17 protein-coding genes are annotated in these 20,297 nt (G+C 45.5%); 6 read left to right on the forward strand and 11 right to left on the reverse strand.

What is annotated here, in order from left to right; genetic code table 11:
• Positions 1–80: 80 nt before the first annotated feature.
• The 3 genes from F8C76_RS13565 to F8C76_RS13575 form a co-directional block, all read right to left on the reverse strand.
• On the reverse strand, positions 81–1,622 hold the full coding sequence (locus F8C76_RS13565; RefSeq protein WP_170284030.1) for an O-antigen ligase family protein: 1,542 nt from the start codon (positions 1,620–1,622) through the stop codon (positions 81–83).
• Positions 1,623–2,199: 577 nt separating this feature from the next.
• Positions 2,200–3,909 (reverse strand): DUF2135 domain-containing protein, encoded by a 1,710-nt coding sequence (locus F8C76_RS13570; RefSeq protein WP_152132251.1) that lies wholly within the window; start codon positions 3,907–3,909, stop codon positions 2,200–2,202.
• A gap of 150 nt (positions 3,910–4,059) precedes the next feature.
• The gene (locus F8C76_RS13575) at positions 4,060–4,467 is read right to left on the reverse strand and encodes a VOC family protein (RefSeq protein ID WP_152132252.1); all 408 of its coding nucleotides are present in this window, start codon (positions 4,465–4,467) and stop codon (positions 4,060–4,062) included.
• 145 nt (positions 4,468–4,612) lie between these two features.
• Here F8C76_RS13575 and F8C76_RS13580 point away from each other — a divergent pair, with 145 nt between their 5' ends.
• Positions 4,613–5,716, forward strand: a complete 1,104-nt coding sequence (locus F8C76_RS13580; protein WP_152132253.1) for an acyltransferase family protein — start codon at positions 4,613–4,615, stop codon at positions 5,714–5,716.
• Positions 5,717–5,842: 126 nt separating this feature from the next.
• On the opposite strand, the gene F8C76_RS13585 is transcribed toward F8C76_RS13580, so the two are convergent.
• The 4 genes from F8C76_RS13585 to F8C76_RS13600 all read right to left on the reverse strand — a co-directional run bounded on the left by F8C76_RS13585 (position 5,843) and on the right by F8C76_RS13600 (position 9,784).
• On the reverse strand, positions 5,843–7,387 hold the full coding sequence (locus F8C76_RS13585; protein ID WP_249042417.1) for a vanadium-dependent haloperoxidase: 1,545 nt from the start codon (positions 7,385–7,387) through the stop codon (positions 5,843–5,845).
• Positions 7,374–8,387 (reverse strand): transporter family protein, encoded by a 1,014-nt coding sequence (locus F8C76_RS13590; RefSeq protein ID WP_211372155.1) that lies wholly within the window; start codon positions 8,385–8,387, stop codon positions 7,374–7,376. Before F8C76_RS13590 ends, F8C76_RS13585 begins: the two co-directional genes overlap by 14 nt.
• Positions 8,388–8,671: 284 nt before the next feature.
• A complete protein-coding gene (locus tag F8C76_RS13595; RefSeq protein WP_152132254.1) occupies positions 8,672–9,181 on the reverse strand; it encodes a PepSY domain-containing protein in 510 nt (169 codons plus the stop codon).
• Positions 9,182–9,223: 42 nt separating this feature from the next.
• The gene (locus F8C76_RS13600) at positions 9,224–9,784 is read right to left on the reverse strand and encodes a YceI family protein (protein WP_152132255.1); all 561 of its coding nucleotides are present in this window, start codon (positions 9,782–9,784) and stop codon (positions 9,224–9,226) included.
• A gap of 242 nt (positions 9,785–10,026) precedes the next feature.
• On the opposite strand from F8C76_RS13600, the gene F8C76_RS13605 reads away from it, so the two are divergent.
• Together F8C76_RS13605 and F8C76_RS13610 are read left to right on the forward strand one after the other, a co-directional pair.
• Positions 10,027–11,025, forward strand: coding sequence for a sensor histidine kinase (locus F8C76_RS13605; protein WP_152132256.1), 999 nt, complete (start codon positions 10,027–10,029; stop codon positions 11,023–11,025).
• 3 nt (positions 11,026–11,028) lie between these two features.
• A complete protein-coding gene (locus F8C76_RS13610; RefSeq protein WP_152132257.1) occupies positions 11,029–11,727 on the forward strand; it encodes a LytR/AlgR family response regulator transcription factor in 699 nt (232 codons plus the stop codon).
• Positions 11,728–11,800: 73 nt separating this feature from the next.
• Here F8C76_RS13610 and F8C76_RS13615 read toward each other — a convergent pair whose 3' ends face one another.
• Genes F8C76_RS13615 through F8C76_RS13625 form a run of 3 tightly spaced genes read right to left on the reverse strand, consistent with a single transcriptional unit; the run spans position 11,801 to position 16,311 of the window.
• A complete protein-coding gene (locus F8C76_RS13615; RefSeq protein WP_129655102.1) occupies positions 11,801–13,453 on the reverse strand; it encodes a sodium:solute symporter in 1,653 nt (550 codons plus the stop codon).
• A gap of 28 nt (positions 13,454–13,481) precedes the next feature.
• Positions 13,482–14,807 carry a xylose isomerase gene (gene xylA / locus F8C76_RS13620; RefSeq protein WP_152132258.1) on the reverse strand — a complete coding sequence of 442 codons (1,326 nt, stop codon included), beginning with the start codon at positions 14,805–14,807 and terminating at the stop codon, positions 13,482–13,484.
• Positions 14,808–14,820: 13 nt separating this feature from the next.
• Positions 14,821–16,311, reverse strand: a complete 1,491-nt coding sequence (locus tag F8C76_RS13625; RefSeq protein ID WP_152132259.1) for a xylulokinase — start codon at positions 16,309–16,311, stop codon at positions 14,821–14,823.
• A gap of 279 nt (positions 16,312–16,590) precedes the next feature.
• Between F8C76_RS13625 and F8C76_RS13630 the strand changes: the two genes are divergently transcribed.
• The 3 genes from F8C76_RS13630 to F8C76_RS13640 are packed head-to-tail and all read left to right on the forward strand — an operon-like array spanning position 16,591 to position 19,630.
• The gene (locus tag F8C76_RS13630; protein ID WP_249042456.1) at positions 16,591–17,799 is read left to right on the forward strand and encodes a DUF5690 family protein; all 1,209 of its coding nucleotides are present in this window, start codon (positions 16,591–16,593) and stop codon (positions 17,797–17,799) included.
• Positions 17,789–18,946, forward strand: coding sequence for a TIGR03364 family FAD-dependent oxidoreductase (locus F8C76_RS13635; RefSeq protein ID WP_152132261.1), 1,158 nt, complete (start codon positions 17,789–17,791; stop codon positions 18,944–18,946). The genes F8C76_RS13630 and F8C76_RS13635 overlap by 11 nt, the downstream gene beginning before the upstream one ends.
• Before the next feature lie 9 nt (positions 18,947–18,955).
• Positions 18,956–19,630, forward strand: coding sequence for a phosphonatase-like hydrolase (locus F8C76_RS13640; protein WP_152132262.1), 675 nt, complete (start codon positions 18,956–18,958; stop codon positions 19,628–19,630).
• Here the strand turns inward: F8C76_RS13640 and F8C76_RS13645 are convergent.
• Positions 19,627–20,193, reverse strand: a complete 567-nt coding sequence (locus tag F8C76_RS13645; RefSeq protein WP_152132263.1) for a helix-turn-helix domain-containing protein — start codon at positions 20,191–20,193, stop codon at positions 19,627–19,629. The two genes, F8C76_RS13640 and F8C76_RS13645, sit on opposite strands and share 4 nt — an antisense overlap.
• Positions 20,194–20,297: the final 104 nt, after the last annotated feature.

Genomic DNA, 20,297 nt, shown 5'->3' on the forward strand with positions numbered 1-20,297 from the left:
ATTTTGGATGGGTGGTCATTGTGGGGTTGGGAATCTCTACATGACCTTTAAGGTTTTCCCTTTTTTATGTGACTCCAGGGTCATATGCGAGACTTGTTTTCCATTTCATTGATTATTTCGTTGATTTCGTTTGTCATTTCCCTAATGGCCTTGGATGGTATTTTTACGGGTTTGGATAAAAAAGTCAGTGCCGCTTTGCGTGCCTTGTCATACTCGCCTGTATCTTGGTAAAGCTTTACCATAAGATATTGCGGATAGTGCCTGCTCGGCACCATTTTGGAGGCCAATGCATATGCCATTTCTGCCTCCGTGAAATGCCCAAGGGCTTTATAAGCATCACCCAATGCTATTTGTGTAATGGTGTTGTTAAGATAGCGCTGCGATTGCTTCAAGGTTATAAGGCCTTTTTCGTAGTCTTTGGACATCACCAAGGCTTTTCCATATTGCATAAGAAAGTCTCCATGGGTATGTAGCACCTTTGAGGAGGCTGAACCAAATAGGTCGACACTACTTGAGTATTGGGCATAATCGTATTGCACCAACGCTCTTTTCCAATTTTTATACCCCAGTTCGAGGGTCTTGGTATATCGGATGAGTTGTATGGTTAATAGTAGGATGCCAACGCCTAGCGCAACCTTGGTACTTTTGGTGGCCCATGAGGGAAGCTTTCTCTTTATTTGAATGTAGAATGGGTGTATGTCTTTACTTGACAAAAAGGCAAGGGACACTACGCCTATTGCTTTGATGGGCAATATGTGGGAAGGATAGGAGAAGAGCCCAAAGATAAAAATGGAGAGGAGCACTCCTTTGAACATTTGACCTATGGTGCCTGCTTTACCAGGAAGCGTAACCAAAAAGAAGAGAATTGCTACAAAGGGCAGAAGACCTAAAAAGCCGTTCTCTACAACAATCTGTAAAATTTCATTGTATGGATAACGAACGTCATCGGCCAATCCCATACTGCCAGAATTGATATGCGCTTCAAAATAGTTGGCCTGAAAATCCATATAATGGGCACCAAAGCGATCAAACCCTACACCCAATGCAGGAGCTTTCTTGATCATATCGGCACACACCTCCCATACCAAGATTCTTCCATTTGCCGAATTTGATTTATAATGATAAAGTGCAAACAAACCAACCCCGGAAATAATCAGGGTACTTAAAATAATGGCTCTAAGCTGATATTTGGGGATCGATTTCCAAGTGCGTATTTTCTTTACTTGGAATATTTTTATCAATATGAGCAAAAGGGAAGAGGTCAATACAGCTAGCCAAGCGGCCCTTGAGCGTGTGGAAGGGAGAACAATAAGAATGGTCAATAAACCTATCCAGGACAAATGATTAAAAGCGTAAGTGGCTACTTTTAAACCGAATACCTCCACTTTGGTTGGACCAAAAGTCTTTTTCAATTCTGATACAATCTCTTTTTTGAACAGGTAACATCCCAACGCCAAGGGCCAAACTGAAGCCAGAAACCCTGCGTAGGGCCCGGGATTGAAAAAACTCCCTACAATGCCAAATTTTGTATCTGTGGGAGGCAGAAACGTCAATTGAACAATACCGTAAATGGCCTGTAAAAGGCCAGAGGCTATAATAGCCAACAAGAGTATGCCGTACAATCTTAGGGGAATCGTACGTATAACAATATACAAGAAGGAAAGACCAATGAGTTCAATAAAGCGGATTGAAAAACCATAGTGGGACTGAAAGAGATAACGATTCAGTACCACATAGCATAGCCATACCCATAAGCAAAGATCAATACGCGAAACCTGAAATCGATTGTTTGCTTTTGCGAAAAAAACAAACCATACAAAAGGGATGGAAAGTAAAATCAATCCGTATACGAAGAATAAAGTTTTCGATACAATGGTCGGATCAGCATACGCAGAACTATTTGCAAATGGCAGAAAGGAAAATATGCTTATAAGAATTGCCAGTAATAGATATTGGATAGTATTGTTCATGCTATAAAAGACTGCCCTTTAGAAATCAAACCCTCTAGTAAGCAAAGGGTTGATTTCCAATGTACAAATAATTTATAAGCCTTATACTACTTTTTAATAGGTATTTTCCTATACCATGGAATATGGATGACAAAGAATAGTCAAACAAAAAAAGAGGAATGACGTTTAATTGCAACGTTCTTTTAATTGGGTCTTTTGGGGCTTTTCAAAAAGTACGCCCAAAAACCCTTTAATGGTGCGCTACCCCAGCGGGAATCCTTAGTTTAAAAAGATGTTGGTTCATCCCTTTTGTGGCCAATTTGAAAGCGTGGACCTCCTTGCTTTGCAGTCTGCTTCCGTAATTTCTATACACGGTAACTTTTAGATAGGTTGGGGTAAGCTGTTTGTTGCCATGGTAGGTGGCATTGATTTTCCAATCACCCAAGAGTTCCTCATCCAGTAAAAAGTCGGCCATGGAATACCCCAGTTCTTTTTCGGAACGGATTCTTTCCGGCATTTCCCCTTGAGTGTGCTTCCATTCAAAATATTGGTTGCCCGGATTTACAAACTGTAGATTGAATTCCGCTTCGGAGTCGTTCCACTCGAACACCAACCGGGTGTCATTTTCATCATCGGTTTTCTTTCGTTTTTGAATTTTCAAAGAGCCATTGTCCAAGGCAAACAGATTATCCACCTCTCTTTCCATAAGCGCCGAAAGTTCCATACTGTCCTTGGGCAAAAGACCTTTGTCAAGCAAATAGGAATGTCGGGCATAAAGCGAGGCTGCGGATTCCGGCTTGTCCAAATCGCGGTAGCTGTTGGCCATGTCTATGAAACTTTGTGCATATTCTGGCCGAAGTTTATAGACCTGTTTATAGACCGAATGGGATTTTTCCTGCCGTCCCTGAGCTTCAAGGACATAGGCCATGGCTTTCAACAACACAGGATTATTCCCGGCTAGATCATGATAAGCATTTAAGATACCATCTGCATAAGACTTTTCCTTTTCGGTCTCGTAAAAATGACGATAAGAGTCCAGATAAAAGAACGGATGATGGGCATAGGTGGCCCTATTATTTTCAAATACGGTTTTGGCGGCTTGGGTAGATCCACTCTCGTGAAGTTCTTTTAAATAACTGGGCAAGGATGCGCCAAGACCCTCCACATCGGCGACCTCCTCGGTGAGGTAGTTGTTCCGCAAACGGGCCTGGTCGTAGGGCTTGCCATCAGGTTCTTTTGGGGTGATAGTGCCTGTCTTGGTATTGATAATCATTACCCCTCTTACACCAAAGCCATATCGTGTCGTCCCTGCAAGCCCAGAAATAAATGCTATTCTTCGAATATTGCCAAATATTGTACTGCAAGCTATCCTATACAAGATTACTCCATCCACATCAAAAACAACACCTTTGCCACGCACATACACTTCAAGTTCATCACTAAAGGGGTTGCACCTAGCAGAGATTCCAGCAAATCTTCCCGTAAGTAAAAAGTCCAATTGAGGTGCCATTTCAATTTCTTCTTCTTCTAAAATTCGAAGGGAGTAACCGGAAGTCTCCTTGTTCAGATACCCATAGGCCGATTTGATGATATTGGGGTTGGAATCGTACTCCAGTTCCAGTTCTTTTTGGCCTTTGAGAATGGTCTTGGAAACCGTTACTTCTTCCAATTCTTCCACCCGTAGGTTCATTTTTATATTGAGGATTCGGGTAATGTCCTCCACAATGACGGAAACCGTATCCATCCCCACATAGGTGAACCGCAACTCCTCCTTGGGGTGTGCCTGGATGTGATACATTCCTTCCCGGTCTGAAGTAATTTGTGCGCCTGAATCAAGATTGGTCACATGCACATCTGGCAAGGGTGCTCCCGCTTGGGTAATGCGCCCTTGGATGGTCTGTTGCCCATGGGTAGCGATAAAAAAGAGAAGAAAAAGACTGGCAAGGGTGAATGATTTCATTACCTACATGTTTTTGATTGTTGATACGTGAACTTTTGTGGGGGAGCCTTAGGTGTTCGATGTAAAATCTTACACATCAACAAGATAGTGATTTTTTTGTAAGTAAGGATCATGGGGAAAGTTCCGCCCAGACCGATTGGGATATGGGGCCTAATCCTCGGGGCCCACCCAAGCAAACGGGTTGTGGGCCACTTCCCATAGGTGACCGTCCAAGTCTTTAAAATAGCCATGGAAACCGCCCCAATCCGCTCTTTGGGCAGATTTTACCAATACGGCACCCGCGTTCACGGCTTGTTCCAAGACTTCCACAACTTCGTTTTCCGAAGCTACGTTATGGGCCAAGTTTATTCCAGTATATCCATTTCCTTCGGAGGGAACACCGGCATTGGCTGCCAGACTTTCACGCCCAGAAAGTCCAAGCCAAGTTCCGTTCAGGTTAAAAAAAGCAACCCCGGGAGGGGAGGGGAGCATGGGCAGTCCCAGTCCATCGCGATAAAATGCGATGGATTTCTCCAAGTCGGCGACCCCCAAAGAGACCATACTGATTCTAGGTTTCATTTTCTATGGTTTACGGTTCCATTTTTCCTTGATGACCTTACTAAGATACAATTCGCAAGTCATTTTGTGAGTCAGTTCATGCTCTGGCGCCATTGGGATGTATGACAAATGGGCTATCTTGTAGCGAGTATCCAACCAACCATCTATGTCACAGATTACCACCAATGTTTCCCAACGTCTTTTTTCCTTGGATGTATTCCGGGGGTTGACCATGTTCCTATTGATTGCCGAAGCTGCCGGATTTCACGGCAATTTTTCGGCCTTGGCCGAAGGCACTTGGTTGGAAGGGCTTGCCCATCAGTTGCACCACCACCCTTGGAACGGGCTTCGGTTTTGGGATTTGATCCAACCCTTTTTCATGTTCATCGTGGGGGTGGCCATGCCCTTTTCAACACGCAAACGATTGGCCAACGGGGACAAGCGCGCAGTGACCCGCCATATCTTGAAAAGGTGTTTCCTGCTGTTCAGTTTTGGGGTGCTGCTGCACTGTGTCTACAGTCATAAACTGGTCTGGGAACTTTGGAACGTTCTGGTGCAGTTGGCATTCACCATACTGATTGCCTACGCCATCATGCAGCTTCCCCATAAAGTTCAACTCGCCATATCTGCTGCACTTTTGGTATTGACCGAAGTGCTGTACCGCGCCTACAATCCCGAAAACCCGTACAACCAAGGCGAAAGTTTTGGCTCTTGGGTAGATATGCTGGTGATGGGAAAGACCAATGGCGGCTATTGGGTCTTCATCAATTTTATCCCTACGGCGGCCCACACCATTTGGGGCGTGGTCTGCGGACAGGTTTTGCTCTCCAATAGGGATGCAAGGGAAAAATTAAAGGCATTCGTCATTTGGGGACTGGGGATTCTGGTACTTGGTCTGGCCATGGATGTGCTGGACATTACCCCGATCATCAAAAGGATTGCCACCACCTCCTTTACCTTGGCCTCCGGGGGTATTGCCGTTCTGGTATTGGCCTTGTTCTATTGGGGGATAGATGTTAAGGGTTATAAGGCCAACTGGTTGAAAATATTCTCCGTAGTGGGCACCAACTCCATCTTTATCTATTTGTTTGCGGAGACCGTGGGAGTCCAATGGTTTCGGGATTTTGGAAAAATTTGGACCGAAGGGCTCTTGGCCCCGATCGGCCTGCCCCAAGATATGATCATGGTGATTAATGCCTTGTTCGTACTCTTTATCTTTTGGTACCTCACCTACTTTTTGGATAAGAAGAGAGTCTATTTTAAGGTGTAGGGTTGTATATCAAAAAGCCCACCGATATCGGCGGGCCCTTTCTTGTAAAACTAGTTTTTCAGATTGTTTTGATCTGGTGTTGTTGGTCGGGAAGATTGTCCCTTGACTTACAGGGTATCTTCCATTTTATTGGTCCGCACCATCGGCCATGGCGCGATCAATGGTAAACTGTGCCACTTCACGGCCTTGGTCGGTACCCACGGTGGCGTCAAAACTCCAATGGATTCCACCGTACACCCGTGATATGGCGGCCTCTTCGGCCCAACCCCTTACCTTGCCGGCCTCTTCCGGGAAAACATAGGCCAACACTTCCGATGCTGCTGCCGAGAACACACTATGCCCCGAGGTGTAGCTGGGGAAGTTGGGCGTCCCGGCGATGGTCTCAAACCCTTCGATCATTTGAATGGGTCTGGGATAGTGGTAATAGTATTTGGCATCCCAACAACTGATTCCGGAGTCCATAATGGCCATGTTCATATAGGCCAAGGTTCGGGTGGTCTGAAGAGGATTCAATCTATAATCTACTATAAATTCGTTGGCAATTCGGTTCCAGTGTCCCGGAGGGGTGTAGGTGCCCAGTCCATCTTGCCAAAAGTTGGCAATCCGGCGATGTTCGTCCGTCATGTTGCGGGCGTAGTCCTTGAGCAGTTCCACATCGTCCAAAAATTCCTGTGAATCCAGTTGCGGAGGTGCAATGGGGCGTACACTTTCCACATCGTCAATGCTCCACATGGTCACCTGACTGAACAATGGGGTGAGTCCCACGGGACGTTCCGGGATTTCCAAATTGTCCCATGCCCAACCAAAACGGTCATAGGCGGCCTGTTTAATGGAATCTGAAACGGCTTTTGGGGTCTGCGCCTTGCTCATCCCGTCGGTAGAAGCCCGTGCCAGGGCAGTGGCCGATACCACATCGCCAATGGCCACACCTGCGGTGACATCGCTCAACACATGCCCGCCGGACAATCGGAGGCTTTCTAAATGTTCTTCTTCCAAGCCTTGCAGATACTCCGCTTCCAAAGGAAACATGGCCGTAAGGATGTTCCGTGAGGCCCTTGCGATTACTGCCCCATCCGAGGGGTAGGAGGGGATGGCATTTTCCTTATACGCAAAATTGATGTCCCCATCCTGCTGATAGGGTGCCGCCCGGTTGTATTGGTATTTGTAATGCCATGCGCTGATGAGGCCATCAAACTGCGCTACGGACATATAGGCCAATGCCCTACACGCATAGGGTGGATGTGCAAAAGGAAAGGCCGGTGGCCCTTCAGGGTTGGATGGATTGGGCAGGGTATAGGTGCCATCGGCATTGGGACCGGGGATGAGGTTGTACTTGGCAATGAGTTCCAAGGCAACCTCGTTCCAGCGAATGGCCGGATTGTTGGTCCAATACTTTACGGCTTTTTTCTGTTCCGAGCTCATGCTTTGCATATCGGCTTTCAGGTCTGCCAGCTCCGCTTGATAGGCTTGGGAATCGGAAGACTCGGGCGCATCCACGGGTATCGAGGCCCCGGAATCATGCAGCACAGGGGTCCAGTCCCCACCGTTTTCATCAAGTTCGGAATACGCATAACTTTCATAGGGAAGGTAGCGCGGGGTGTCTTTCTCGCAGGAGGCCAAAACCACAAGGGCGATGGCCCAAAGTAGGGTGGATATCTTATTGTACATCATCGGTTGCTTCAATTGGTTTTTTGAATGGGTTGAACTGATAGGTAATACCAAAGCCGGTATTGCTAAGTTTGGGCATGTTCCGCCCATCAATGATCCTGTTGTGGTAGGCCACAACGCCCAATCCTTTCAAGGATTTAAAATAGTATTGTGCCGAAAGCCCAATGCGGTCAAACTTCACCTTATTGGTGGGCTGTGCGGCATTATAGGCCCTGATATCGTCCCCGCTGGTGGAATCCAATCCGGTATAGTTGAATTCCAACTTGAACGAGTAGTCAAAGAACCACTTTCCAACGATACCCTCATAGGTCCAAGCGTTGGGGACATCCATCCATGCGGTGTAGTAGCTGCCGTTGTTGTAATAGTAATCCCGTTCGGCCTCGGTATACCCACGCCAAAGATGGGCCAAAGAACCTCTTATGAACCAGCCGTTGGACAATTGGTACTGGCTTATGGCCCGCAGTGAAAACTCCGGAGCGCCCGAACCAATGCTATAAGGTTTGTAATCGGACAGATAATTGGTAAGGGGAGTTGAAAATCCGGCTGTGGTCAAGACGGATAGCTCTCCATTGCCCAAGGTTTTTTGAAGGGCCCTATACTTTAAGGCGAAGCCAATATCCTGAAACCCCCTTGCGCCAGTGAATTTTCCTCCATTGGGTTCCGAAGATTCTGTGCTGATGAAGGGCAGGCCAATATAAAAGTTGAGGTCGTCCAGAATACCAATGGCGGCCATGGGCAATACCGTGTTGCGGTCCACCGTGGCAATGGTCTCGTTGGATCGAAGATAACCGCCTTCCCAATAGCGGTCAAAGCTGCCCATGTCATAGGCAAACAAGATGCATATGTTCTTTGAGGGCATCATCAAGGCATCACTGGGAGTCTGTGCCCGAAGCGGGTTCGGTGACCAGATGCATAATAGTGTTAGGGTAACCAGCAGATGGGGCCAAGAAAACCTGGACCTACATGTGGAACCCTGTTTAGAGGTGTTGTTTAATGGAATCATGTTTAATTTTTGATTGGAAATAGGGTAAAGGCAATGATTACAGGCCCATTACTGATTGATATGCTAGGCGTTGGGTCATGCCGCGGGCTAAAATAGAGGTATGGCACGAGCGAAGGGATTAAGGAAAAATAAGAAGGGTTAAGGAAGGGTTAAGAAGGTTAACAATCACCTAAAAAGAGGAAATTAGGGCTAATCAAAGGTTATGCAAGATGGGATAACCGATAATATTCCATAAAAAAAGCCACCCAAAAGGGTGGCCAATGAGTATAGGTGGTACAGAATTTCTAAACAAAAAGCAATATCACGGTCAGTACAAAACCTGCTGCGGCAAAGTACAGGCCGTTTTTATAAATGGGTGCCTTGGGACGAAACATAAAAAAAGCGGAAACCGCAAAGAACAATAGTGCTACACCAAAAAATATACCCAGCCAAAACAACGGGTGACCGGAGTGCATTTTGTGGAGTTTGTTCATGTTGTCCAGAATCTTGGGCAAACGTTTTTCGGTATAGGAAGCTTCCCCTGTCTTTTGGTTGTAGGTGCCTCCACTGAAATAGAACAAGTCCCCTTCGGTCTTGTCCACCTTGAATGCTCTTTTGCGCAGGGCGGCACCGAGGGCTTCCTCATTGAGGTTCGGATCCAAGGTTGTACTGACCTGGACCTCACTTTTCATGTAGTCCGTATTCCTAAACGTGAGCACAATGCCACTAATGGCATATACGGCCATGATTCCGGCCAAGAAGAACCCTAGATACCTGTGGATTTCCCGAAATGTGTTTTCCGATTTTCGTCCCATGTAAGTGGTTTGTTTAAACTGTTGTCGGGCCTAAATATACGCCTATTGTTGGGCCATTTCCAGATTGATGGTCAGGTCAACATCATTTCCAAGGGAAACCGTTTCACCGCCCACACCAAAATCCAATCGGTTGACGGTACCGGTGAGTTTAAGCCCCGCTTTCAATTTTTGGCTGCGTTGGTCCGTTATAATTCCGTTCACCTTTCCATCCAAGGTGACCGTTTTGGTCACGCCATGTATGCTAAGATCACCGGTAAGTTTAAAAGTCTTGTCGCCGGTCTTTTCAAAGGTGTTGCTCTTAAAGGTGATGGCAGGATGGGTCTCGGCACCAAAAAAATCATCGCTTCGCAAATGGTTGTCCCGGTTGGTGTTGTCCGTATCAATACTGGTGGTTTTAATATCCACCATAAATTCAGCATTGTCAAAAGTATCGGAAGCCGTTGCGGTAATCTCAAAATCGCTAAAATGGCCTTCCACTTCGGAGATCATAAGGTGGGTAATGGCAAATCCGACCTTGGAATGGGCACCGTCCGATTTCCATGTGGATTGAGCAGATACCATGGCCCCAGCAAGTAGGGCAAAAATCATTACAGTTTGTTTCATGATGGTTACTTTTAGATGTTTTGTGAAGTTTCCTTTTTTGGGTTGATACCTACTAATTTGACCAATTGGAACAGATATGTGGAACTATTTTCCGCGAACGGTAGATGTGAAGATGTCATCAACAGGATTTATGAAAATTTTAACTAAACTGTCGTTCAAGGGGTAAATTTTGTTGTTGGCAAAACTATTTTCCTTTAAAAGGGGATTATACCTAGTTTTGACATTCATTTAATGGTAACGTGTTGATTTCAAGGAAAGAGCTTTTTTTTCAAATTGTACTGCACCTGATCGTGCTACTGTTTTTCTCGTTTAACAAACATGAGGGCAGTATTAATATTGATCGGGCCATCTTTCTGTTGTATTACAGTGCGGCCACGGTCATTATCACCTATTATTTAATGCCCAAATACTTGTATAAGAAGAGGTATTGGCAATTCTTCATTGCCTTTGGCCTTGTGGTTACGGGAGTGATTTTGTTGGAAGAATTGGTGCTGGAACCGTTGATGTTTCCCAATACCAAAAGAGGAAACTCTTTTCCTGGGGTGTATTTGTCACTTTTGGGGGTGTTGCCTGTGATGACCATCTTGTCCGGATGTAAATTTGGATGGGATGCCCTTCAGAAACAAGCAAAGATAGATGAGTTGCAAAGTACCATACAGGAAAGCGAAATCCAATTTTTGCGATCACAGATCAATCCCCATTTTTTGTTCAATAACTTGAACAACCTTTATTCCTATGCCTTGCAGAATTCACCCAAGACCCCAGAGATCATTTTGGAAATGAGTGGGGTTCTACGCTATATGCTCTATGAATCCAAAGAGCAGTTTGTTCCGTTGAAAAAGGAGTTGGAACAATTGGATAATTTCATCAAATTGTACAAGCTACAGATTGAGGACAGGGGGCAGGTCCGTTTTGAAACCAGTAACATAGGAGCAGGATACAAAATTGCCCCGTTGATTTTGATCGTGTTCATTGAGAATGCGTTCAAGCACAGCCAATCTGGGCAATCCTCGGACATTGAGATAGATATTTCCGTAAAAATGGACAATTCTGTTCTGGAGTTTTATTGCAAGAACAACTTTGAGGCAGTACCCAGTCTGGATACTATTGCCAAGGGGATCGGACTACAAAATGTCCAAAAGCGTTTGCAGTTGCTCTATCCCAACAAACATAAGTTGGAAATAAAGGACGAGAATAAAAGTTATGATGTATACTTGAGGCTGGAACTCGAAAAAGCATAGGGTATGAGGTGCATTATTGTTGAAGACCAACCGCCAGCGCAGCGTATTCTTGAAAAGTTTATCAAGGATGTAAGTTCCCTTGAACTTGTGGGAGTGTTTTCTGATGGATTGCAGGCCTTGGAGTTTCTCAAATCCGAACCGGTGGATCTAATGTTCTTGGACATCCATTTGCCCAAGATCAATGGGATTGACTTTTTAAAGAGCATCCAAGATCCTCCCAATGTGATACTGACCACAGCTTTCTCTGAATATGCCTTGGAAGGATATGATTTAAACGTGGTGGATTATTTGTTGAAACCTTTTTCCTTTCAACGCTTTTTGCAGGCTGTGAACAAGCTGGATAATAAAAAGGAACACCCTGACCTGAAAAATAACGGTATCACCCCCAATCCGATCAACGAAATCTATGTGAAGTCGAGCCATGAGCACATCAAGGTTGCGGTGGACGACATTCTCACCATTTCCTCAGATTCCGACTATACGGAAATCCGCTTGGAACACCGAAAGATATTGTCCAACGAACCGCTGCGGCATTGGGTGACCGTTCTGGGGCCGCCGCAATTTTTTCAGGTGCACAAATCACATATCATCAACACGAAAAAAATCGATAGGATATCCGGCAACTTGGTATATCTGACCAATGGAGCAAAAATTCCCATTGGGCGCGCCTACAAGGAAAACTTTTTGAATAGTATATTGTAACTAAAAATAGTACTGCCAGTAAAATAAAAAGGCCCGGAAATTTCCGGGCCTTTCTTGTTGATATTTTTGAATCCTATCCGGTAAAATAGGATAAAATGGCAATCACAATTACGACCAAGAGCACGGAAAGCACCACATCCACAGTGCTGTAGCTTCCTTTGGTAGCGGCTCGGTCCTCAGCAGTCAAGGTGCCAAAGGAAAGGCCCTTGATCAATGCGTAATTTGGAGGCGCTGTGGCCAAAGTGACCGCAATACATAGGGCTACCGAAAAGATGAACATAAAAATGGCCATGTGGGCAAAGTTCACGGTAGCAAACTGAAATAGGAAGCCCGACACTTCTTCACCCGAGTTGATTTGGGGCTGATAATAAATTTCGGACCCTAAACGGAGTACCAAAAGCACCAGACCTGCCAAAAGTGTGGTGATGGCTGCTTTTGAATTGACCCGTTTCCAGATGATTCCCAAAAGGAACACTGTGGTCACGGGGGGAGCAATATAGGATTGTACGTTCTGAAGGTATTGGTACATGACCCCACCCCCGATTTTGTCCATGATGGGAATCCAAACAATGCCGAGCACCACAATGATTCCCGTGGCAATTTTACCAATGGTGAGCAATTCCCGTTCAGATTTTTCGGGACGAAGTTTTTTATAGATATCGATGGTGAAAATGGTAGAGCACGAGTTGAACACAGAGGCCAGGGAACTCATCAATGCTGCCATAAGCCCACCAGCCACCAAGCCCTTCAACCCAACGGGCAAAAGAGTCTTCACCAACATGGGGAAGGCCCTATCGGCACGTTCCACGTTGAATACTTCGGGGTTTTGAATGGTTAGGGCAAAGGCTATGATACCGGGGATCAAGAAAATCAGGATGGGCATCAATTTTAGATAAGCGCCAAAAATGGCCCCGCGTCTACCTATTTTAATGTTGTTGGCAGCAAGGGTTCGCTGTACAATATATTGGTCGGTACACCAATACCAGATTCCCACAATGGTTCCCCCGATCAAAAGACCGGTCCACGGAAAATCTGGATCGCTCATGGGGCGCCACATATTAAAGTGGTCTGGGCTAACGGAGGTCACGGTTTCCCGTAGCTGTCCCCAGCCTCCAACTTCCTGAAGGCCCAGATAGGTGATGATCAAGGACCCCAGAATCAAGATCACGGTCTGGAGCGTTTCCGTGTAGATCACGGCTTTCATTCCACCGACCACGGTATAGATCCCGGTAAAGACGACCACTCCAATGGCCCCATACCAAAATGGAATCCCAAGCAGTTCGGAAACCACAATCCCCCCTGCATAAATGGTCACGGAAACCTTGGTGAGCACATAGGCCACCAATGAAAATATGGAAAGGAACCAGCGCGATCGGCTATCAAAACGTTTTTCGAGGAATTCGGGCATGGTAAATGCCCCGCTTCGTATGTAGAACGGGAGAAATAACCATCCCAGCAGTAGAACGATCCACGCATGAAGCTCGTAATGGGCCATGGGTGTGCCCGATTCAAATCCGGTTCCTGCCAAGCCTACAACGTGTTCTGAGCCTATGTTCGATGCAAAAATGGAGGCGCCGATAACGAACCACCCCACATTTCTACCCGCCAAAAAATAGTCCTCGGTGTTTTTATTCTTCTGGGCCACAACCCAAACGGCCACTCCGATCAGGGCCAAGAAGTAAATGCCCAGAACAATCCAGTCGGGCCTTTCTAAAACTGATTCCATAATTAAATTGGTTTGTTTGCTTAGTTAGTTATATGTATTGATTGATTATGTTCTCAAACAATTCCTGTTTTCCACTACGCTTTTTGATCTCTGGGTTTTTTAAAGCGTGTGCATGTAGATCTAACAAGGAAAGCGTACCGTCTTCAAAGGCTTTTCCGGTGCCGGAATCAAACGAGCTGTATCGGTCCCTCCTCATGCTAATATAATTGGAATTTTCCAATATAGCGTTGGCGGCCAATAAGGCCCTGGCAAAAGCATCCATTCCGCCTATGTGGGCATGGAAGATATCCTCAAGGTCGGTCGAGTTTCTTCGGATTTTGGCATCAAAGTTGATTCCACCGCCCTGAAAGCCACCAGCTTGCAAGATTATCAGCATGGCTTGGGCCAGTTCATACACATCCACGGGGAATTGATCGGTATCCCATCCGTTTTGATAATCGCCCCGGTTGGCATCGATACTGCCGAGCATCCCATTGTCTGCCGCCACCTGAAGTTCATGTTCAAAAGTATGCAGGGCCAAGGTGGCGTGGTTCACTTCGATATTGAGTTTAAAATCATCCAAAAGATCATATTTGGTCAGGAAACCGATGACCGTGGCGGCATCAAAATCATATTGATGTTTGGAAGGCTCCATAGGCTTTGGTTCAATAAAGAACGTTCCCTTGAACCCTTGTTTTCTGGCATAGTCCTTGGCCATGTGCAGAAATCGGGCCATGTGGTCCTGTTCACGGCCCATATCCGTGTTCAATAGGGACATATATCCTTCGCGACCTCCCCAAAATACATAGTTTTCACCATTGAGTTTGATGGTGGCATCCAAGGCGTTTTTCACTTGCGCCCCGGCATGGGCCACTACATCAAAGTCGGGATTGGTGGCCGCCCCGTTCATGTATTTGGGGTTGCTAAAGCAATTTGCGGTTCCCCATAATAGCTTTACCCCAGAAGCTTTCATTTTTTCTTGGGCGTAATCGGTAATGATTTCCAATCGTTTTTCAGACTCGGCCAACGAATTCCCTTCGGCAATCAGGTCAAAATCGTGGAAACAATAATATGGCGCCCCAATCTTGGTAATGAATTCAAAAGCGGCATCCATTTTGTCCTTGGCCTGTTGAATGGGGTCCGTGCTGGTCAACCAAGGGAATTCTTGGGTAGGTGCCCCGAAGGGATCGGCCCCTACACCGGTGAAGGTATGCCAATAGGCAATGGCAAACTTAAAATGGTCTTTCATGGTCTTGCCTCCCACTAATCTGTTTTCATCATAATATTTAAAGGCCATGGGATTGTGGGATTCCTTTCCTTCAAACTGTATTTTTCCGATTCCTTTGAAAAACTCTGTATCTCCTTTTGTAATCATAGTTTTCTATTGTTCAATGTTCTAGATATGTTTTTAGTTCCTTTTTCCAGTTCTGATACGCTTCCTGATAGTTTTCAGTGTTAGCGTCCGGTTCATAGGTCAACTGAATGGCGTCCGTAGCGGTGGTTTCCGTGATACTGTCAAAATCCCCGTGGGCATAGGCCGCCGCCCTAGCTGCGCCAACGGCCCCGGTGGTCTCCACAATATCAATACGGCTGTTGGTCAGTGAGGCAATGGTCTTGGAAAATATACCCGCCCGAAAGAGATTGTCATTGCCTGCTTTGATGGAGGTGATGTCCACCCCATCGTTTTGTAGGATTTCCATGCCATATACAAAGGAGAATGCAATGCCCTCCAAGGCCGCCCTAAATATATGGGGTGCTTTGTGTAGGTTAAACCGAAGGTTCAGGATTCGCGAGCCTTTCCCAAAATTGTTCAGCATACGTTCCGTGCCGTTCCCGAAGGGAAGAATACTCAACCCTTGGGCTCCAATGGGAATGGATTCCGCCATTTGGTTCATTTGATGATACGAAAGACCGTGGGTGAGCTCGTTTCGGATCCAGCTATACTGTATCCCCGTACCGTTGATGCAAAGTAGTTTCCCAATCCTTGGGTCTTTGGATGTATGGTTCACATGGGCAAAGCTATTGATGCGGGTATGTTCTTGGGTAGTTTCTTTATCGGATAGGGCGTAAACCACTCCTGAAGTACCTCCTGTGGCCGCTATTTGTCCGGGCTCCATAACATTCAGGGATAGGGCATTGTTGGGTTGGTCCCCAGATCGGTAAAGAATGGGAATACCCTCGGGTAGTCCGGATTCCAAAGCACCTTGTTTACTTACCAAACCCTGTTCCGAAAAAGTGGGACGTATTTCAGAGACCAGGGAAGGGTTGATGCCTGCTTCCTCCAATAGCCATGTGGCCACTTCATTAGTTTTAAAATCCCATAAAATCCCTTCGGAAAGCCCAGATGGGGTAGTAACGCAAGAGCCGGATAATTTTAGGGCAATGTAATCGCCGGGCAACATAAACTTATGGATCTTCTTAAAGATTTCCGGTTCATGGTCCTTGACCCATTTTAGTTTGGAAAGCGTAAAATTTCCAGGGGAATTGAGCAGGTGTTCCACACATTTTTCCTTACCGGCCTTGTTGAAAAGCTCTTCTCCAGCTTCCACGGCCCTACTATCACACCAAATTATGGAGGGCCGGATAGGTTTGTGTGCTTTGTCCACCACGACCAAACCATGCATTTGGTAGGATATCCCAACCCCTTTGATGTCTTCTTTGGAAATCCCATTTTTGGAGATCAGTTCACGTACCGCAGTACAAAGGTGCTTCCACCAAAGCTCGGGATCTTGCTCTCCCCAGCCTGGATTTGGGGCCATGATGGGCATTTCCTTTTCTGGCTGCTGCGCAACATCCACCACTCTTCCATTTTCATTTTGTATCAGGGCTGCTTTTATGGATGAACTGCCAATATCAAAACCTAACCAATATTTAACCATGTTGTTGTCGAGCGCTTCAAATATTCAATTAAAATAGCATTAAAAATTAAATGTCATCCAAGAATCATGATCAAGAGTAACTTAGGATGGAACAGGAATAATTTTTTGCTAACGATTATTTAAACTAAAAAAGCGGATTGTTTTCCAAAAAAGTGAGTAATTTGAAACTTTATTTTATTATTTGTAAACATCGTGTCAACCCAAAACGCCCATAAAAGACGGTCTTCCCTAGTATTCGTCCTGCACGCCTCCCTAGCGGCCTTTGGCACGTACTTTTGTATGTATGCCTTTCGGAAGCCCTTCACCGTAGCAACGTTTGACGGGCTGGCTTACTTTGGGGTGGATTACAAAATATTGTTGATCATTGCCCAAGTTTTGGGATATGCCCTTTCCAAATTTATTGGCATCAAGGTCATTTCCGAACTGAAACCCAACCGAAGGTTATTGCTCTTGATTTCCCTGATTTTTTTGGCCGAGATGGCATTGATCGGGTTTGCAACCCTGCCGGCCCCCTATAATATTGTTTTTATGTTTTTGAACGGCATTCCCCTGGGAATGGTTTGGGGCATTGTATTTTCTTATGTTGAGGGAAGAAGGTTCACCGATGTATTGGGGGTGATCCTGTGCGCTAGCTTTATTGTCTCGAGTGGTGTGGTGAAATCCGTTGGGCTCTATGTAATGAATAATTGGGGGGTAAGTGAGCTATGGATGCCTTCGGTGACCGGGGCACTTTTTGTATTTCCCCTGTTGTTGTCTTCTTATTTTTTACAGCGGGTACCGCCACCCACAGCTTTGGATATGGAGCAGCGTACCGAACGTGTTCCCATGACCAAGCAAGACCGGAAAGCCCTTGTGAAGAAATTCTTTTTCCCGCTTTTGTTGGTGGTTATCTTTTACACCTTCTTGACCGCATTCAGGGATTTCCGAGACAATTTTGCCCGGGAATTGTGGGATAGTATGGGGTATCAAGGTGATATTTCCGTCTTTTCCACATCGGAAATCATCATTGCCATTATTGTGCTCTTGATCATAGGCTCCATTTTTTATGTGAAGGATAACTTTAGGGCATTGTTGACGTATCATTTACTGTTGATATTGGGAACCGTGGTGCTGGGTATTTCCACCCTCATGTTCCAAATGGGCTTGATGGCTCCCTTCGTTTGGATGGTCTGTACCGGTTTTGGACTCTACATCTGCTATGTGCCGTTCAACTGCTTGTTCTTTGATCGTTTTATAGCGGCCTTCAAGATAAAGGGCAACTCAGGGTTCTTGATTTACATTGCCGATGCTTTTGGATATGTGGGCAGTGTTTTGGTGCTCCTCTATAAGAACTTTGGTCAGGCCAACCTTTCATGGCTCAACTTCTTTGTATATGGCACATACGCTGTGGCCATTATCGGTATTTGTATATCAGTGGTGCTTTTTGTCCATTTTGGGGCAAGGCATAAATCAGAAAAATTGAACCAGGAATTGGATTATGGACAATAAATATGATGTAGTTGTTGTAGGAGGTGGTATTTTGGGCACGTTTCATGCCTATCATGCCATGGAATTGGGGATGAAGGTCTGTTTGGTTGAAAAGGATAATTATCCCAAGGGCGCCACCACTCAAAATTTTGGACAGGTAGTTCCATCCGGGATGAACACCAAATGGCAAAAGTACGGGCGGGAAAGCCTTCGGATCTATAAAGAGATCCAGTCCCAGTTCGATATCAGCATTCGTCAAAATGGAACCGTGTACCTGGCATCCAATGAAGAAGAGGAGCAATTGTTGGTAGAGCTACGGGCCATCAACAACAACAATGAATATAGTTCCAAGATGTTGACGAAGAGCGAATGTTTGGAGCGGTATCCCGGATTGCGTAGGGATTATGTAAAGGCCGGACTTTTCTTTCCGGATGAAGTGACCGTTGAGCCAAGGACCATGATCCATAGGCTTCAGGAATATCTGGTGGCCCAAAAAGGATTGGAGGTCAAGACAGGATTTTTGGTTTCTTCCTGCGAGAGAATGGGGAGAGGGATAGAGGTGCAGAGCTCGATGGGTGAAAGTATCTTTGGCAAAAAGGTTATCATTTGCAACGGCAGCGATTTTAAGAATCTTTATCCGGAATTATTTGCCCAAAGCGATTTGGAAGTTTCCAAGCTTCAGATGATGCAGACCAAACCCCAAGAGAATTATACCTTGAAAGGGTCCATTTTAACCGGATGGTCCATCAGAAGGTATGAGGCATTTTACGAATGCCCATCCTATCACGAAATAAAGGCCAAGGAACTTCCGGATACCCCGCAGAAAAATTGGGGCGTGCACATTTTGTTCAAACAAGCCTTGGATGGCTCGGTGATCTTGGGAGATTCACATCAATACGCCGATGCCGCACATGCGGACGATCTAGGCTATGACCTTGATATGGATATTGATAACTTTATGGTGGAGGAAGCCAAAAAGATCATTCAATTGCCCAACTACGACATTCAGCGTAGGTGGTACGGAATGTATTCGCAATGCAAGACCAATGACATTTTCAAAAAGACCATTGATGAAGATATCCACATTGTTACCGGTATTGGAGGCAAGGGCATGACAGGGAGTGCCGGCTTTTCAAAAAAGAATATTGCCAAAATTTTAAATCGATAGAAATCGCTTATGAAAGATATGAAACTAGTTGTGTTTGATATGGCCGGAACCACGGTGAACGAGGACAATGTTGTTTACAAAACAGTACAAAAGGCACTCAAGAATGCGGGGGTTGATGTTAGCTTGGACCAAGTGTTGGAACATGGGGCAGGGAAGGAGAAATATCAAGCCATATTGGATATTGTTGAACAGGTAAATGCCACCGTGGATGCCAAGGAAGTACATGCCCGTTTCAAAGAAATGCTCAAACAAGCTTATGCCGAGTTGGAGGTGACCACATATGAAGGGGTGGAACAGCTTTTTGAAACCTTGCGTTCCCATGGGATCAAAGTGGTGTTGAACACGGGGTACGACTCCAACACCGCACAATCATTGTTGCAAAAATTGGGTTGGATGCCGGGAAATCAAATAGATGCACTGATCACGGCCGATGATGTGGAAGTGGGAAGGCCTTCCTCGGAAATGATCGATAAGGCTATGGCCCTATTCAATATTACCGATCCGGAGCAGGTACTGAAAGCTGGCGATTCTGAAATTGACATTGAGGAAGGTAAAAATGCCAACTGCGGGATTACCGTTGGGGTCCTTACCGGGGCACAGACCCGGGAACAATTGGAGAAAGCCGAGCCAACCTATATCTTGGACTCATTAAGTGATCTGCAAGAAATCCTGTTCAAGGATTAAATAAAGAAATAAACGACCAACATCTTTGAAGGTACTTTGCCCCTGTTGATGGGAACATGGGGGATTCTTCCATCGAAAAATATAGAGTCCCCTTCCTTTAAAAGTACTTCTTGTTCCCCAATGACGTAAGCACACTCACCGGTAAGAATGTATTTGAATTCAAAAGCATCAGTGATTACTTTTTCCCGTTCGGAGTTGGGTTGTACCTCCAAGAGCACACCTTCAAAACCTACGGAGTTCAATTGTTTGCCAAAGATGTAATTATAGGTAAATCCAATGGCTTCATCCTCTTTTTCAATAATGGTCTGTTCTTCTTTTCGCGAAACCAAAAAGTTGTGCCCATTGACTTTGGGCATGCCATCGAAGAAATCGATCATCTCGGTTTCCAAGGCGCCCACAATCTTTAAAAATACGGGCAAGGAAGGGATGGTCCTGCCATTTTCTATGCGTGAAATCAACCCAGCGGTAACTCCAGCTTGGATGGCAACATCACTGATCGTCTTTTTGTTGCCTCTCCGTATTTCCTTGATGCGTTTGCCAATGCCTATCAGATAATCATCCATGATAACTTAACCTCGTGTGTTTTAGTATTTATAATATTTTGGAAAAAGGAACAAATAAAAGTATGTTTCTTAACCTATTGTTAAACAGTGGAATATTAAGGTGT

Source organism: Flagellimonas olearia (genome assembly GCF_009184425.1).
GTDB lineage: Bacteria > Bacteroidota > Bacteroidia > Flavobacteriales > Flavobacteriaceae > Flagellimonas > Flagellimonas olearia.

Bases quoted from the DNA above. Each gene is read 5' to 3' on its own strand.
- F8C76_RS13570 (WP_152132251.1), bottom strand. From the start codon at position 3,909: ATGAAATCATTCACCCTTGCCAGTCTTTTTCTTCTCTTTTTTATCGCT.
- F8C76_RS13575 (WP_152132252.1), bottom strand. From the start codon at position 4,467: ATGAAACCTAGAATCAGTATGGTCTCTTTGGGGGTCGCCGACTTGGAG.
- F8C76_RS13580 (WP_152132253.1), top strand. From the start codon at position 4,613: ATGTCACAGATTACCACCAATGTTTCCCAACGTCTTTTTTCCTTGGAT.
- F8C76_RS13585 (WP_249042417.1), bottom strand. From the start codon at position 7,387: ATGATGTACAATAAGATATCCACCCTACTTTGGGCCATCGCCCTTGTG.
- F8C76_RS13590 (WP_211372155.1), bottom strand. From the start codon at position 8,387: ATGATTCCATTAAACAACACCTCTAAACAGGGTTCCACATGTAGGTCC.
- F8C76_RS13595 (WP_152132254.1), bottom strand. From the start codon at position 9,181: ATGGGACGAAAATCGGAAAACACATTTCGGGAAATCCACAGGTATCTA.
- F8C76_RS13600 (WP_152132255.1), bottom strand. From the start codon at position 9,784: ATGAAACAAACTGTAATGATTTTTGCCCTACTTGCTGGGGCCATGGTA.
- F8C76_RS13610 (WP_152132257.1), top strand. From the start codon at position 11,029: ATGAGGTGCATTATTGTTGAAGACCAACCGCCAGCGCAGCGTATTCTT.
- F8C76_RS13615 (WP_129655102.1), bottom strand. From the start codon at position 13,453: ATGGAATCAGTTTTAGAAAGGCCCGACTGGATTGTTCTGGGCATTTAC.
- xylA (WP_152132258.1), bottom strand. From the start codon at position 14,807: ATGATTACAAAAGGAGATACAGAGTTTTTCAAAGGAATCGGAAAAATA.
- F8C76_RS13625 (WP_152132259.1), bottom strand. From the start codon at position 16,311: ATGGTTAAATATTGGTTAGGTTTTGATATTGGCAGTTCATCCATAAAA.
- F8C76_RS13630 (WP_249042456.1), top strand. From the start codon at position 16,591: ATGTATGCCTTTCGGAAGCCCTTCACCGTAGCAACGTTTGACGGGCTG.
- F8C76_RS13635 (WP_152132261.1), top strand. From the start codon at position 17,789: ATGGACAATAAATATGATGTAGTTGTTGTAGGAGGTGGTATTTTGGGC.
- F8C76_RS13640 (WP_152132262.1), top strand. From the start codon at position 18,956: ATGAAAGATATGAAACTAGTTGTGTTTGATATGGCCGGAACCACGGTG.
- F8C76_RS13645 (WP_152132263.1), bottom strand. From the start codon at position 20,193: ATGGATGATTATCTGATAGGCATTGGCAAACGCATCAAGGAAATACGG.